This window comes from Methylobacterium haplocladii, assembly GCF_007992175.1.
Lineage (GTDB): Bacteria > Pseudomonadota > Alphaproteobacteria > Rhizobiales > Beijerinckiaceae > Methylobacterium > Methylobacterium haplocladii.
Map to the genome: position 1 here is coordinate 1 of NZ_BJZT01000023.1, position 15228 is coordinate 15228.

Consider the following 15228-nt stretch of genomic DNA (forward strand, 5'->3'; position numbering starts at 1 on the left):
CCCGCCGTTGTCGGACCAAGCGGCACCAGCCCCACCTCCAACTCCTCCCCGCAACGGGGAGGAGAGGCGCACTGTGGATACACAGTGAAGATCGAGACCACGAAGATGCCTCACGACACGCTTCTTCCGCTGCCTCGGCTTCTCGTCGAGCCGATCGTTCGCGCGGCCCTGCTGGAGGATCTCGGCCGGGCCGGCGACATCACCACGGATGCGATCGTGCCGGCCGAGGCCCGCCTGTCGGGCGTCATCGCCGCCCGGCAGGAGGGCGTCATTGCCGGCATCGAGACCGCGGTGATCGCCTTCGGCCTGATCGATCCGACCGTGCTAGTCACGGTCGAGCGCGGCGACGGTGCCCGAGTCGCGCCGGGCGATACCGTGATCCGGCTGGACGGGCCGGCGCGGGCCATCCTCACCGCCGAGCGCGTGGCCCTGAACCTCTTGTGCCGGCTCTCGGGTGTCGCCACGGCCACGGCGGCTCTCGTCGAGGCAGCGCGCCCGCATGGCAGGGCGCGGATCGTCTGCACCCGCAAGACCACGCCGGGCCTGCGGGCGCTGGAGAAGCACGCGGTGCGGGCCGGCGGCGGCGCGAACCATCGCTTCGGCCTCGACGATGCGGTGCTGATCAAGGACAACCACGTCGCGGTGGCCGGCGGCATCGTGTTGGCGATCGAGCGGGCCCGGACCCGCACCGGTCATCTCGTCAAGATCGAGATCGAGGTCGACACCCTGGCTCAGCTCGAACAGGCGCTGTCGGTGGGCGCCGACGCCGTACTCCTCGACAACATGAGCCCGGAGACGCTCGCCGAGGCGGTCCGCATGGTCGGCGGCCGGGCCATCACCGAGGCCTCGGGACGGATCAACCGAGACACCGTCGGCGCGGTGGCCGCTTCCGGCGTCGACCTGATCTCGGTCGGCTGGATCACGCACAGCGCGGCGATCATCGATCTTGGGCTCGACGCCGCCTGAGCGCCACGCCGAGGTCACAATCTGTTAGGAATTCGTCCGGACCAGAATCCGGGCAAGTCTTTGGAATCACGGGGCCGCCGAAGACCGGTTTTCCGCGCGTATGGCCAAGCTGCCACCGTGTTGCCACATGGTCACGACGGCCGCGGAACCGCGTTCGGTGCGCGAATAGAGCTTGGCTTTAACGCGCTGCGGTTTACGTCTGGGCGTCGATCCGTGCGGCGACGCGCGGCAGTTATCCACCGAGTTTCCACAAGTCCGCCTGCCCTCGAGAGGCTTCGATGCGCCGTATCGTCACCGCCCTCGCGGGCCTCGCCTGCGCGTCCATCGCGCTGGCGGCGCCCGCCTCCGCCTATGAGATCGACCCGCTGACCCGCCAGCCGCTCAGCGACGTGCTGACGGTGCGCGTGCGCCCGCAGAACGCTTCGCTTCCGGCCGCCGACCCGCTGCAGAGCACGGTGCCCCAGGCCACCGCGATCCAGCGCGAGATGGTGGAATTCTCCGGCCCCTACAGCCCCGGCACCATCGTGGTGTCGACGGCCGAGCGCCGTCTCTACCTCGTGATGGGCGGCGGACAGGCCATGCGCTACGGCGTGGGCGTCGGTCGTCCCGGCTTCACCTGGGGCGGCACGCAGAACATCACGATGAAGCGCGAATGGCCGGATTGGCGTCCCCCGTCGGAGATGCTGCGCCGCCGTCCCGACCTGCCCCGCTACATGAAAGGCGGCATCGAGAACCCGCTCGGCGCCCGCGCCATGTATCTCGGCGGCTCGATCTACCGCATCCACGGTTCGAACGAGCCGGAGACGATTGGCACCGCCGTGTCGTCGGGCTGCATCCGCATGACGAATGAGGACGTTTCGGACCTCTACACCCGGGTCAAGGTCGGCACGCGGGTCATCGTCCAGCGCTGAGTGCGGTTCTCTGAGGATCGATCGAAGGGCCGGCGGAAACGTCGGCCCTATTCTTTTGCGCGGTTCCTCACGCGATCGGGAACCGGCGGGCGTGCATCGCCGCCACACTGGCGCCATCATGGCGGCATGACCCTCGCAGGCGGTGGATCGACGTTGCGTGCAGGGTCCGCCCCGCGATCCGAGCTACGATAAGGAGCGCCCGTGCGAACCGCCCTGCCCCAGACCCGCGCCGAACGGTTGCAGGCCGGCGCAGGCAGGCCGCGCGTGTCGAGGGTCGTCTGATGCTGCCGCAGCACCGATGGTTCTGGGTCCTGATCCTCGTCGCCGCTGGCGGCGCGGGCCTGCTCTACAACGTCGTGTTCGCACAGGGCGCCTCGCCGGCGGCCGGGTTCGTCTACGGCTTCTGCATCGGCACGGCGGCTTTGGCCTTCGACAGGGGGCTGATCCTGGCCGGCCTGCAATCGCGCATCCGGCGCCTGCCCGCCTCCCTCTACGTGCCGGCGGCCGAACTCTCCTACGTGCTGATGATCGTTGCCGGCAATGCGCTCGGCGGCGTCGTCGTCTGGGCGCTCGGTCTCACCGGCGACCATCTCGGCGAGGCGGTGCGCACGACGCCCCGTGTGCTGGCCTACGCGCTCGCGGTCTCGGCCTTCCTCGTCTTCGTCATCCGCATGCGCGACCTCATCGGTGGCGAGGTCTTCGTGAACTTCCTGATCGGCCGCTATCACCGGCCGGTCGAGGAGGAGCGCATCTTCCTGTTCCTCGACGTGGTCGGCTCGACCGCCTTCGCCGAGACCCACGGCGACCTGCGGGCGCAAGAATATCTCGGGGCGGTATTCGCCACGCTGGCCGAGCCGGTGCGCCGGTTCCAGGGCTCCACCGACGACTATATCGGCGACATGGCGATGATCACCTGGCCGATGGAGCGCGGACTCAAGGACGCGCGCTGCGTCTCCTGCCTGTTCGCCGTCCGCGACCGGATCGAGGCCGAGGCCGAGGCCTGGAAGACCCGCTTCGGCACCGTGCCGCGGCTGCGCGCGGCTTTGCACGGCGGCTCGGTGGTCACGGCGGAAGTCGGGGTCGACCGGCACAAGATCGCGTATTTCGGCGACGCGGTGAACGTGACCTCGCGGATCGAGGCGCTGTGCCGGCCCCTCGGCGTCGACATGCTGATCTCGCAAGCCCTGCTCGACCGTCTGCCGCCGCTGCCGGCCGGGATCAGCGTGCGCCCCCTCGGCTCGCACACCCTGCGCGGGCGCGACCAGCAACTCGCCGTGGCGACGCTGGAGCGGAGCGGCGATGCCGCTGCCGCCATGGTCGAGAAGGCCGTCGCCGCCGATCCGCCCTCCGCCGCCCGGCCGCGGGCCGCCGTCGCGCGATGACCCGGATCGCCGAGCGACGGCCTTAGTACTTGGAGCGGCCCGAGCAGCGGAAGGCCCGGATCTGGTCTTCGCCGACGCGGCCGACGGAGGTCTGGACGCCTTCGTCCTTGGTGAGCGCATAGGCGTAATCGAGAGCGGCGAGTTTCAGAGGATCGAGCCGCCGACCGAGGAGCGTACCGGCATCGGCAAAGACGGCGCCCTTCAGGCAGAAATCCTTCGGAACGCCGGGGATCGGGAAATGAACCTTCCAGCGTGCCACACTGTTCAGGAGATTCGCGGGCTGCCAACGAAAAAGGGGCCGCCTCTCGGCGACCCCTCTCGTCTGTTGCGATGGTGGCGCGGACTTAGAAGTCCATGCCGCCCATGCCGCCGCCGCCCATGCCGCCGCCGGGCATGCCGCCGCCGCCGTTGTCCTTCTTCGGAGCATCGGCGACCATGGCTTCCGTGGTCACGAGCAGGCCCGCGATGGAGGCCGCGTCCTGGAGGGCGGTGCGCACGACCTTGGCCGGGTCGACGATGCCGGCCTGGATCATGTCGACGTACTCTTCCGTCTGGGCGTTGAAGCCGTAGGTCTCGCCGCCGTTGTCGTTGATCTTGCCGACGACGATCGAACCTTCGACGCCCGCGTTCTGGGCGATCTGACGGATCGGGGCCTCGAGCGCCTTGAGCACGATCTTGATGCCGGCCTGGACGTCGGGGTTGTCGCTCTTGAGCAGGGCGACCGCCTTCTTGGCGAGCAGCAGCGCGACGCCGCCACCGGGGACGATACCCTCTTCCACCGCAGCGCGGGTGGCGTTCAGAGCGTCGTCGACGCGGTCCTTCTTCTCCTTGACCTCGACCTCGGTCGCGCCGCCGACGCGGATAACCGCGACGCCGCCTGCGAGCTTGGCGAGACGCTCCTGGAGCTTCTCCTTGTCGTAGTCCGAGGTGGTCTCCTCGATCTGCGCCTTGATCTGGCCGACGCGGGCTTCGATGTCGGACTTCTCGCCGGCGCCGTCGATGATCGTGGTGGTCTCCTTCTCGATGCGGACGCGCTTGGCGCGGCCGAGCATCGGGAGCTGGACGTTCTCGAGCTTGATGCCGAGGTCCTCGGCGATCATCTGGCCCTTGGTCAGGATCGCGATGTCCTCGAGCATCGCCTTGCGGCGATCGCCGAAGCCCGGAGCCTTGACGGCCGCGACCTTGAGGCCGCCGCGCAGCTTGTTCACGACGAGCGTGGCGAGCGCCTCACCCTCGATGTCCTCGGCGATGATGACGAGCGGCTTGCCGGTCTGCACCACGGCCTCGAGCACCGGCAGCATCGCCTGGAGCGAAGACAGCTTCTTCTCGTGGATGAGGATGTAGGGGTCCTCGAGCTCGGCGACCATCTTCTCCGCGTTGGTGATGAAGTACGGGGAGAGGTAGCCGCGGTCGAACTGCATGCCCTCGACGACGTCGAGTTCGGTCTCGGCCGTCTTGGCCTCCTCGACGGTGATGACACCCTCGTTGCCGACCTTCTGCATGGCATGGGCGATCATCTCGCCGATTTCCTTGTCGCCGTTCGACGAGATCGTCCCGACCTGGGCGACTTCGCTCGACTCGGCGACCTTCTTGGCGCGGCCGGTGATGTCCTTCACCGCGGCGGCCGTGGCGAGGTCGATGCCGCGCTTCAGGTCCATCGGGTTCATGCCGGCGGCCACGTACTTGGTGCCCTCGCGGACGATCGCCTGGGCGAGCACGGTCGCGGTGGTGGTGCCGTCGCCGGCGATGTCGTTGGTCTTCGAGGCCACTTCGCGCACCATCTGGGCGCCCATGTTCTCGAACTTGTCGGCGAGCTCGATCTCCTTGGCGACGGTGACGCCGTCCTTGGTGATGCGGGGAGCGCCGAAGCTCTTGTCGATGACGACGTTGCGGCCCTTGGGGCCGAGCGTGACCTTCACCGCATCCGCGAGAATGTCGACGCCGCGCAGCATCTTATCGCGGGCGTCGGACGAGAAACGAACGTCTTTCGCTGCCATGTGCTCAATCCTTTCAAAGTATCGGGTAAGCCCCAAGGCGCGCTCCTGGGAGCGGCCTCAAAGGGCTGTCGTTCGGGTCGTTCTGGGAGGCGTCGCTTAGAGTGCGACGACGCCCATGATGTCGGATTCCTTCATGATCAGGAGGTCCTGACCATCGATCTTGACCTCGGTGCCGGACCACTTGCCGAACAGCACGCGGTCGCCGGCCTTGACGTCGAGCGCGTTGATGCGGCCGGCCTCGTCACGGGCGCCGGGACCGACGGCGAGAACTTCGCCCTCTTGCGGCTTTTCCTTGACGGTATCCGGGATGATGATGCCGCCCTTCGTCTTCTCTTCACCCTCAATGCGGCGGACGACGACTCGGTCGTGCAGCGGACGGAACTTCATGAGCTGCCCTCTTGCTTCGAATTCTGGGATGGTCTTGATGCGGCGAAGACCGCGTCACGACCCGCTCGTTAGCACTCTCATGTCGTGAGTGCCAGCGGCAGCGGTGAGATAGGCACGCTCCAATTTCGAGTCAATGAGCGCTGCCGTTCGCCCCGAACGGAAAAGCGGCTTCTTCCGCCGGACGCGGTCTCAGAAGGTTCTTCGCATCCATGATCAGCCTGCACGGGCCGCACGGCCCGGTCGACCATGGCGTGCTCAAGGCCGGGGGTGGCCTGCCCGAGCACGCGGTCTGGATCGACCTGCTCGACCCCACCGAGGAAGAGGCGCGGCAGGTCGAGGCGGCCACCGGCATCCGGGTGCCCTCGCGCGCCGCTTTGAGCGAAGTCGAGTCGTCGAGCCGCCTGCGCCGGCTGAAGAACGGCGGCCTCTCGCTGTCCTCGCCGATGATCACCTTCGACCGCACCGATCTCGCCCTGAAGCCACTGGGCTTCGTGCTCACCAAGGAGCACCTCGTCACCATCCGCTTCGCCGACCTGCGCTCCTACGAGACCGTGAAGACGCGGGTGGCCGAGCATGACGGCGACTGCACCACCAGCGTCGACATCTTCCTGCTGGTGATCGAGGAGCTGGTCGACGGCCTCGCCGACACGCTGGAGGAGATGTCGAGCGATCTCGGCCAACTCTCGACGCGGATCTTCGACTTCGACCCCGCCGCCAAGCCCGGCTCCGACAACGGCAGCCGCGGTTCGCCGAAGCGCCGCGATCTGGCCCTGCGCCGACTGCTCCGCTCCATCGGCCGGCAGGGCAAGTCCCTGGCGAAGGTCCGCGCCAGCTTGCTCGGCCTCGAGCGGATCGTGCCCTTCGTGAAGGATTCCTGCCCGCAGGCGCTGGGGTTCGGGGAAGAGGAGAGCCCCCGCTTCGACACCCTCTCGCGGGACATCGCCTCGCTCGACGAGTTCGAGACGCGCCAGTCGGAGACGCTTCAGTTCCTGCTCGACGCGGCCCTCGGGCTGATCAACATCGAGCAGAACAACGCCTTTCGCGTGCTCACCGTCGTCTCGGTCGTCGGCATCCCGCCGACCCTGATCGCCTCGATGTACGGCATGAACTTCAAGCATATGCCCGAACTCGAATGGGCCTACGGCTATCCTTACGGTCTGGCTCTGATCGCGCTTTCGGCGCTGCTTCCGATCCTGATTTTTCGCATCAAGGGCTGGGTGTAGGGGCCACGCGGTCGTTCCGAAGCGCGACCGGGCACCCACCACGGCCCCTCATGCTGAGGAGCCCGCGCCAGCGGGCCTCCAAGCACGGCAGCGGCTCGTCCCGCACACCGGACGCTAGCCGACCCGATGCTTTGCAGTACCGCCAGCCGTGCTTCGAGGCCGCTGGCGCGGCGCCTCAGCATGAGGGGCGTTGTCGTTTGCAGGATCGGATCTGGTCCCACCTTTCCGTTCAGCCTTTCTTGGCGCCTCGCCCCGAGAATGCCGTGGGCGCGTGGTGAGACACCGGCGCAGTCGCGCGGGACCTCTGCACCGATGGCCGTGATCGTCGCCTTCGTCATCAACTCGGCCTTGAACCTGCTGCTCGGCCTGCTCATCGCGAAGATGCTCGGGCCGGCGGATTTCGGGCGTTTCGCCCTGGCGACCGCCGGGGCGGTGGTGCTGAACACGCTGCTGTTCGAGTGGCTGCGGCTCTCGGCGACGCGGTTCTATTCGGCGCGCGTGCGCGACGGCGAGCCCTGGATCCGGGCCGGGCTCGACCGTGCCTACGGCGTCATCGCCGTCGCCCTCGTCGCTCTCGCCGCACTCTGCGCCGGCCTCGGCCTCGCGATCGATCCGAGCCCCGAGAGCCGGCTCGCGATCACTGCGGCGACCGCGCTCACCGCCGTCGGCATCGGGCTGTTCGACTATCACGCCGCGCTCGCCCGCGCCCGCTTCGTCGGGGGCACCTATCTCAAGCTCGTGGTCTGGAAGAACGTCTTCGGCCTCGTGCTGATGGCGGGCACGGCCTGGTTCTTCCCGCAGCCGGTCTGGGTGCTGCTCGCGGGCGCGGCGGCCCAGGCGCTCGCCGTGGTCGTGATGCGCGCCGCACTGCACGACCGGCCGGGCGTGTTCGCGCCGGAGCGCAGCCGGCAGACGCTGCGGCTGTTTGCCGGCTACGGGCTGCCGCTGATCGCGGCAAACGCGATCTACCAGCTGATGCCGTTCATCAACCGCGGCGCCATCGCGGCGGCGGCAGACTTTTCCGAAGCCGGCTATTTCGCGCTCGCGGCCGATCTCGGCTCGCGCGGCTTCTCGACGCTCGGCACCGCCCTCGATCTGCTGCTGTTCCAGCTTGCGGTGCGGGCGGAGGAGCATCACGGCCGCGAGGCGGCGGAAGCGCAGATCACGCGCAACATCGGCGTCGTGGTCGCCCTGCTGCTGCCCTGCGCCGCCGGCTATTGGGCGGTGACGCCGGCGCTGCAGCAGCTCGTCGTGCCGGAGGCCTTTCGCGGGCCGTTCGCGCTCTACACCGCGCTGCTGATCCCCGGCCTGTTCTGCCTCTCGATCATGAACTTCGCTCTGAACCCGATCTTCCAGATCCGGCGCCGGACGAGGCCGGTGATCGCCGCCGCGCTGCTGGGCTGCGCGATCAACGGCATCGGCCTCGCCGTGCTGCCGAGGCTGATGGGACCGGCCGGCATCGCGGTGGCGCAGTCGTTGGGGCTCGCGGCGGCGGTGGCGCTGCTGGCGGGCCGCGCCCTGTTCGGCCCGGATCGGCTCGCGATGCCGTGGCGCGACATCGGGCTCTCCGCCGCAGCGAGCCTCGCCATGCTGGTGGTACTGGCGCCCCTGCGCCATCTCGAACCGGCCGTCGCCCTGACGATCTGCGTCGGCCTCGGCGTCGCGCTCTACGGAGCGGTGGTTTGGGTCTTCGACATCGCGGGACTGCGCCTGCTCGTCACGGAGCGGTTCGGACGCCGGCGTCCGGTGGCGGCGGAATAGGGGTATTCGCGCAGAAATCCTCTCCTGCGCCCCGCGGTCGCGCTTGTATCCCATGGCCATTCCGTTTTGAGTGCTTCCAAAGAGCGCGGATCACAGGCGCTCACGGGCAGGAAACCATGGGTTCATACGCTCCCGCGAGCGAGCAGGAGGCCGCCGCGATCGTTGCGGATGCCGTCGCCCGGACGGAGCGGCTGCGTCTCGTCGGCGGGGGCACCAAGGCTGGGATCGGCCGGCCGGCGCAGGACGAGGCGACGCTCTCGGCGTCGAGCATCACCGGCGTGACGCTCTATGAGCCGGCCGAGATGGTGGTCTCGGCCCGTGCCGGCACGCCGCTCGCCGAGGTTCAGGCGCTCTTGGCCGAGCGCGGCCAGATGCTGCCCTTCGAGCCGATGGACCATCGCGGCCTGATGGGGTCGACCGGCGAGCCGACCTTCGGCGCCGTCGCCGCCTGCAACAATTCCGGTCCCCGCCGGATCAATGCCGGTGCGGCCCGCGACAGCCTGATCGGCGTGCGCTTCGTCAACGGGCGTGGCCAGCCGATCAAGTCCGGCGGCCGGGTGATGAAGAACGTCACCGGGCTCGATCTCGTGAAGCTGATGGCCGGGTCGTGGGGCACGCTCGGCCTGCTCACCGAGGTGACCTTCAAGGTGCTGCCGGTGCAGGAGCGCGTGGCGACGCTGGTGTTCCGCGGCCTCGACGATGCCCGTGCCATCCAAGCGCTGAGCGCGGCCCTCGGCTCGCCCTTCGAGCTCACCGGCGCGGCGCATCTGCCGGCCGGCCTTGGGACGAGCGAGGCGCGCACGCTGATGCGGGTCGAGGGGTTTTCGAAGTCGATCGACTATCGACTCGGCGAACTCGCGCGCCTGCTCAAGCGCTACGGCGCGCCCGAGACCGTGGACGGCGAGGCCTGCACTGCCCTCTGGCAGGGCGTGCGCGACGTCGCCCCGCTCACCGAGCCGCGCAACGCTGCGATCTGGCGGATCTCGACGGCGCCGGTGCGCGGCGTGGCCCTCGCGCAGGCCGTCGCCCTGAGCTGCGAGGCGCGCTGGTACTACGACTGGGGCGGCGGCCTGATCTGGCTCGCCACCGACGCCGCAGGCGATGCCGGTGCCGAAGCGATCCGCGCCGCCACCCGGGCGCATGGCGGCCACGCGACGCTGGTGCGGGCGCCCGATGCGGTGCGTGCCGCCGTACCGGTCTTCGAGCCGCTGACCGCGCCGCTGATGCGGCTCACCGCCGGGATCAAGGCGGCGCACGACCCGGTGGGCGTGTTCAACCCGGGACGGATGTACGCGGCCGTTTGAGGCTTCAGGAACACCAGAGTGCAAACCAATTTCACCCTCGCCCAGCTCGCGGATCCGGCGACGAAATCCTCCGAAAAGATCCTGCGGACCTGCGTGCATTGCGGGTTCTGTACCGCGACCTGCCCGACCTACGTGCTGCTTGGGGACGAGTTGGATTCACCCCGCGGACGAATCTACCTGATCAAGGACATGCTGGAGGGCGCCAAGGCCGCGTCCGCCGAGGTGGTCAAGCATGTCGACCGCTGCCTGTCGTGCCTGTCCTGCATGACGACCTGCCCCTCGGGCGTGCACTACATGCACCTCGTCGACCATGCCCGCACGCATATCGAGAAGACCTACCGGCGCCCGCTGAGCGACCGGCTGCTGCGCGCGGTGCTCGCGTTCGTGCTGCCCTACCCGAACCGGTTTCGCCTGGCGCTGCTCGGGGCGAAGCTGGGGAGCCCGTTCCGCCCGCTCGTCGCGCGGTTGCCGCGGGTCGGCAACCGGCTCGCGGCGATGCTCGATCTCGCGCCGGCACAGCTGCCGAACCGCAACCCCACGGACCGGCCCGGCACCTTCCCGGCCGATCTTGCCGCCCAGGAGATCAGCGCGCTGATCCAGGAGGGCGACGACACCGCGCCGGTGACGCGCCGGGGGCGGGTCGCGCTGCTGCGCGGCTGCGCACAGAGCGTGCTGCGGCCGGACTTCAACGAGGCGGCGATCCGCCTGCTCACGCGCCACGGCGTCGAGGTCGTGCAGGCGAAGAACGAGGGCTGCTGCGGGGCGCTGACCCATCACATGGGCAAGGAGCACTCGGCCCACGGCTTCGCCAAGCGCGCCATCGACGCCTGGATGGCCGAGATCGACGGCGAGGGCCTCGACGCGATCGTGGTGACGGCCTCGGGCTGCGGCACGACGATCAAGGATTACGGCTTCATGTTCCGCGACGACCCGGCCTATGCCGAGAAAGCCGCGCGCGTCTCGGGCCTCGCCAAGGACGTCACCGAATACGTGGCCTCAATCGGGCTGCTGCCGCCGGTGCAGGATGCCGACCTCGTCGTCGCCTATCACTCCGCCTGCTCGATGCAGCACGGCCAGGGCATTCGCACCGAGCCCAAGACCCTGCTGAAGAAGGCCGGCTTCACCGTGAAGGACGTGCCGGAGGGGCATCTCTGCTGCGGCTCGGCCGGGACCTACAACATCCTGCAGCCCGAGATCGCGAACCGCCTGCGCGACCGCAAGGTCGCCAACATCGAGCGGATGCGGCCCGACCTCATCGCCACCGGTAACATCGGCTGCGTTACGCAGATCGGGAAGGGGACGGGGATTCCGATCCTGCACACAGTCGAACTGCTGGATTGGGCGACCGGCGGGCCGCGGCCGGCGGCGTTGGAGCGCCTTTCCGAACGAGAAGCCGGCGCTCTGCCGATCGCGGCCGAGTAGCGGACGAGGACGCGTTGCTTGCGGCGCGTCCGGTCGTTCTGGGCTTGCGACCGGGGCTGGGCGTCAGGCCGCCCGCACCGTCGCGAGGAACCGTGCGACTTCCTGGTTCAGGTGCTCCGACTGGCGCGACAACTCCGAGGATGCGGCGAGGACCTGGGAGGCTGCGGCTCCGGTATCCTCGGCGGCGCGGGCGACACCCGTGATGTTGAAGGTGACCTCTCCGGTACCGGCCGCGGCTTGGGAGACGTTGCGCACGATTTCCTGCGTCGCCGCGCCCTGCTCTTCGACCGCCGCGGCGATCGACGTCGCCACGTCGTTGATCTCCCGGATGCGTCCGGCGATCCCGCCGATCGCGCCGACCGCCTGATCGGTCGAGCTCTGAATGCGGGTGATCTGGCTGCCGATCTCCTCGGTTGCCTTGGCCGTCTGCGACGCCAGTTCCTTGACCTCGGCCGCGACGACCGCGAAGCCGCGTCCGGCCTCTCCGGCGCGCGCCGCCTCGATCGTGGCGTTGAGCGCGAGAAGGTTGGTCTGACCGGCAATGTCCGAGATCATCCGAACCACGTCGCCGATCTTGGCCGCCGCGACGCTCAGGTCCTGCACCAGTATCGCCGTCTGGTCCGCTTCGCCGACAGCCGCTCCGGCGAGTGCGGCCGAACCATCGACCTGACGGCCGATCTCCTGGACCGACGAGCCGAGTTCCTCGGCCGCGGCGGCGACCGTGTTGACGTTCGACGCGGCCTCTTCCGCCGCCGCGGCCACCGTGGTCGACTGGCTCGCGGTTTCGGTGGCCGTCGCCGTCATCGTCTGGGCGGTCGCCTGCAGCTCGGTGGAGGCCGAGGTCACCATGCCGATGATCCCGCTCACCGCACGCTCGAAGCCATCGGCCATGTCGCGCATCGCTTTCCTGCGCTGCTCTTCGGCGCTCTTGCGGGCGAGGATGGTTTCCTCTTCCAGCGCCCTGGTGCGGATCAGGTTGTCCTTGAACACCTGGACGGCCGAAGCCATGGCGCCGATCTCGTCGTGGCGCGTCCGATAAGGCACTTCGATCGCGGCGTCGCCCTTCGCCAGAACATCCATCGTCGCGGTCATCCGGCCGATCGGGCGCGAGATACCGATCATGCCGAACGCCGCTGCGCCGACGGCTGCCGCTATGGCGAGCGCGACAGAAACGTAGGCTGCGAGAGCCGCGGCGTCCGCCGCCTCGACCGATCCTTGCGAATCCCGCGTGGCGCCATGCGCGTTAAGCGCAGCATCCCGCGTAAGAGTTTCGCGCATCGTATTATAGATGTTGACGTTTTCCGGCTTTCCCAGCAGCATTGCGGCCGCTGCGGTCTGTCCGGCCCGTGTCAGGTCGCGCATCTCGGCCGTCATATGCTCGAAGCGGCCCCAGAGAGCTGCGAACTCTTCGTACAGCGCCCGCTCCTCGGATGAGGTGATCAGCGGCTCGTAAGCCTTCCTGGCCTGCACGACTTTCGTCAGCGTGTCGTCCAACTGCGCGTTGTTCTCGGCGAATTGCGCCGGAGAACCGGAGAGCGCGATGACCCGAAGCTGCTTGATCCGAACCTCCGATATCGCCCCCTTGAGTTCGCCGACCGCCAGGACGGACGGCAGCCAGTTGATGGCTACTTCGTTCGCGTATTGCCGGATGTTGGACAGCTTGGCGAGCGAGAGCGCGCCTTGCCCCGCGGCAATGAGGGCAAGCAGGCCGAAGGCCCCGGCAAGAGCGCTCTTGATCGAGAGACGGAGGCGCATGTCAACCATTCGAGCGCTTAGGGCGACCCCGGAATGCCGGCGCGTGGCGCAATCCGGGAACCGGAAAATCATTCCGGAACGGTTCTCAGAAGACTTCGAATTGGTTAACCAAGTATAAAAACCGCACATAATGCGGGCTATCGAATATATCGCTACTTATGATGGGATTTTCGGCTGGGAACTGCTTCAGGTTGTGTTGGTCGGTACCCGCCGGCTACGGCATCCGCCGCAGCGCCGTCAGCACGAACACCCGGATCGCCGACGACAGGTTCTGCCCGCCGCGGCCCGCATCGATCGCGCCGATCAGCGCCTGGACCGACTGCCCACGCGCTACGGCGATCTCGCGCACCGCGTCCCAGAACGGCGCCTCCAGTGAGACGCTGGTGCGATGGCCTGCGATCATGACCGAGCGCTTTTTCAGGCCGCCCGGCGCGTCGTCGCTCATGCGTCGTCGGGATTCTTGAGGCGGTGGCCTTCGAGCCGGTCGGACTCGATGGCGGCCTTCTTCTCGGCGAGCGTCTTGGCCTTCTTCGGCCGGCCGAAGACGACGCGGTTCTCGGCGGCGCGGACAGCCTTCTCGGCCTTGTCGCGCGCCTTGCGGAACTGGTTGAGGTTGATGATCTCGGCCACGGCGAAACATCCTCCGACCGGACCCGGCGAGCCCAACCCGCCGGATCATGGATCATGCGTCTAATCGATGCTGGGCGCCAGCATGGTGTCCGGTCGCACCACGCGCTCGAACTCCGCTTCGGTGACATAGCCCAGGCGCAGCGCTTCCTCCTTCAGCGTAGTGCCGTTCTTGTGCGCAGTCTTGGCGATCTCGGCGGCCTTGTCGTAGCCGATCGAGGGAGCCAGCGCCGTGACCAGCATGAGCGAGCGGCTCATCAGGTCTGCGATCCTGTCCTGGTTCGCCTTGATGCCGACGACACAATTGTCGGTGAAGCTCACCGCAGCATCGGCGAGAAGCCGGATCGATTGCAGCACCGCGTTGGCGATGACCGGCTTGAACACGTTCAGCTCGAAATGCCCCTGTGAACCGGCAAAGCTCACCGTGGTGCCGTTGCCGACGACCTGGCAGCAGACCATGGTCAGGGCCTCGCACTGGGTCGGGTTGACCTTGCCGGGCATGATCGACGAGCCGGGCTCGTTCTCCGGCAGCGAGAGTTCGCCCAGCCCCGAGCGCGGACCCGAGCCGAGCAGCCGGATGTCGTTGGCGATCTTGAACAGGCCGGAGGCGAGCGCCGTCAGCGCGCCCTGCGTGAACACCAGGGCGTCGTGCGTCGCCAGCGCCTCGAACTTGTTCTCGGCCGAGGTGAAGGGCAGGCCGGTCAGCTCGGTGACCTTCGCCGCGAAACGCTCTGCGAATTCAGGATGCGCGTTGAGACCGGTGCCGACGGCGGTGCCGCCCTGCGCCAGCGCCAGCACGCCCGGCAGGGTCGCGGTGATGCGCGCCCCACCGAGCGCCACCTGCGCCGCGTAGCCGGAAAATTCCTGGCCGAGGGAGACCGGGGTCGCATCCTGCAGATGGGTCCGGCCGATCTTTACGATGTCTGCGAAGGCCTTCGCCTTGGCGTCGAGCGCCCCATGCAGATGCGTCAGCGCCGGGATCAGGCGCTCCTGGATCTCGCGGGCCACCGCGATGTGCATGGCGGTCGGAAACGTATCGTTCGAAGATTGGCCGCGATTGCAATGGTCGTTGGGGTGGACCGGCGTCTTGCCGCCGCGCTTTCCCCCGAGCCGCTCGTTGGCGAGCGAGGCGATGACCTCGTTGGCATTCATGTTGGATTGGGTGCCCGAGCCGGTCTGCCAGACCACCAGCGGAAACTCGTCGTCGTGCTCACCGGCCACGACCTCGGCGGCCGAAGCCGCGATGGCGTCGGCCACCTTCGGGTCGAGGCCGCCGAGATCCTTGTTCACCAGGGCCGCGGCCTGCTTCACGAGGCCGAGCGCGTGCACCAGCGGCGCCGGCTGATGCTCGGTGCCGATCCGGAAATTCTGGATCGAGCGCTGGGTCTGCGCGCCCCAGTAGCGGTGCGCCGGCACCTCGATCGGGCCGAAGGTGTCGGACTCGGTACGGGTTTCGGTCGAGGGTTCCGGCGACATCATGGCCTCTTCGTTGG

At 68.3% G+C, this 15228-nt stretch carries 13 protein-coding genes and 1 pseudogene; 7 read left to right on the plus strand and 7 right to left on the minus strand.

Annotated elements, in window-relative coordinates; genetic code table 11:
- Positions 1-105: 105 nt before the first annotated feature.
- The 3 genes from nadC (at position 106) to MHA02_RS10825 (ending at position 3259) form a co-directional block, all read left to right on the plus strand.
- On the plus strand, positions 106-966 hold the full coding sequence (gene nadC, locus MHA02_RS10815) for a carboxylating nicotinate-nucleotide diphosphorylase (protein ID WP_147078687.1): 861 nt from the start codon (positions 106-108) through the stop codon (positions 964-966).
- A 278-nt stretch (positions 967-1244) separates the two neighbouring features.
- Positions 1245-1877: a L,D-transpeptidase gene (locus tag MHA02_RS10820; RefSeq protein WP_147078656.1), complete on the plus strand. Its 633-nt coding sequence runs from the start codon at positions 1245-1247 to the stop codon at positions 1875-1877.
- Between the two features lie 281 nt (positions 1878-2158).
- The gene (locus MHA02_RS10825) at positions 2159-3259 is read left to right on the plus strand and encodes an adenylate/guanylate cyclase domain-containing protein (protein WP_147078657.1); all 1101 of its coding nucleotides are present in this window, start codon (positions 2159-2161) and stop codon (positions 3257-3259) included.
- Between the two features lie 22 nt (positions 3260-3281).
- On the opposite strand, the pseudogene MHA02_RS10830 reads toward MHA02_RS10825, so the two are convergent.
- The 3 genes and pseudogenes from MHA02_RS10830 to MHA02_RS10840 form a co-directional block, all read right to left on the minus strand.
- Positions 3282-3497, minus strand: a pseudogene (locus tag MHA02_RS10830) (hypothetical protein); the annotation flags it as partial.
- Positions 3498-3603: 106 nt separating this feature from the next.
- Positions 3604-5256, minus strand: a complete 1653-nt coding sequence (gene groL / locus MHA02_RS10835) for a chaperonin GroEL (RefSeq protein ID WP_147078659.1) — start codon at positions 5254-5256, stop codon at positions 3604-3606.
- Between the two features lie 96 nt (positions 5257-5352).
- Positions 5353-5643, minus strand: a complete 291-nt coding sequence (locus MHA02_RS10840; protein ID WP_147078660.1) for a co-chaperone GroES — start codon at positions 5641-5643, stop codon at positions 5353-5355.
- Positions 5644-5852: 209 nt separating this feature from the next.
- Between MHA02_RS10840 and MHA02_RS10845 the strand changes: the two genes are divergently transcribed.
- From MHA02_RS10845 to MHA02_RS10860, 4 genes are all read left to right on the plus strand, one after another.
- Positions 5853-6866 (plus strand): magnesium transporter CorA family protein, encoded by a 1014-nt coding sequence (locus tag MHA02_RS10845; protein ID WP_147078661.1) that lies wholly within the window; start codon positions 5853-5855, stop codon positions 6864-6866.
- A 312-nt stretch (positions 6867-7178) separates the two neighbouring features.
- Entirely contained in the window at positions 7179-8627 is a 1449-nt protein-coding gene (locus tag MHA02_RS10850; RefSeq protein ID WP_147078662.1) for a lipopolysaccharide biosynthesis protein, read from the plus strand.
- Between the two features lie 116 nt (positions 8628-8743).
- Positions 8744-9931: a glycolate oxidase subunit GlcE gene (glcE, locus tag MHA02_RS10855; RefSeq protein WP_147078663.1), complete on the plus strand. Its 1188-nt coding sequence runs from the start codon at positions 8744-8746 to the stop codon at positions 9929-9931.
- Positions 9932-9949: 18 nt separating this feature from the next.
- A complete protein-coding gene (locus MHA02_RS10860) occupies positions 9950-11353 on the plus strand; it encodes a heterodisulfide reductase-related iron-sulfur binding cluster (RefSeq protein ID WP_147078664.1) in 1404 nt (467 codons plus the stop codon).
- Between the two features lie 63 nt (positions 11354-11416).
- Here MHA02_RS10860 and MHA02_RS10865 read toward each other — a convergent pair whose 3' ends face one another.
- The 4 genes from MHA02_RS10865 to fumC all read right to left on the minus strand — a co-directional run bounded on the left by MHA02_RS10865 (position 11417) and on the right by fumC (position 15211).
- Positions 11417-13108, minus strand: coding sequence for a methyl-accepting chemotaxis protein (locus tag MHA02_RS10865; RefSeq protein WP_147078665.1), 1692 nt, complete (start codon positions 13106-13108; stop codon positions 11417-11419).
- A gap of 214 nt (positions 13109-13322) precedes the next feature.
- Positions 13323-13553, minus strand: coding sequence for a ribbon-helix-helix domain-containing protein (locus tag MHA02_RS10870; protein ID WP_147078666.1), 231 nt, complete (start codon positions 13551-13553; stop codon positions 13323-13325).
- Positions 13550-13738, minus strand: coding sequence for a DUF4169 family protein (locus MHA02_RS10875; RefSeq protein WP_147078667.1), 189 nt, complete (start codon positions 13736-13738; stop codon positions 13550-13552). Before MHA02_RS10875 ends, MHA02_RS10870 begins: the two co-directional genes overlap by 4 nt.
- 60 nt (positions 13739-13798) lie before the next feature.
- Positions 13799-15211: a class II fumarate hydratase gene (gene fumC, locus MHA02_RS10880; RefSeq protein WP_147078688.1), complete on the minus strand. Its 1413-nt coding sequence runs from the start codon at positions 15209-15211 to the stop codon at positions 13799-13801.
- Positions 15212-15228 lie beyond the last annotated feature (17 nt).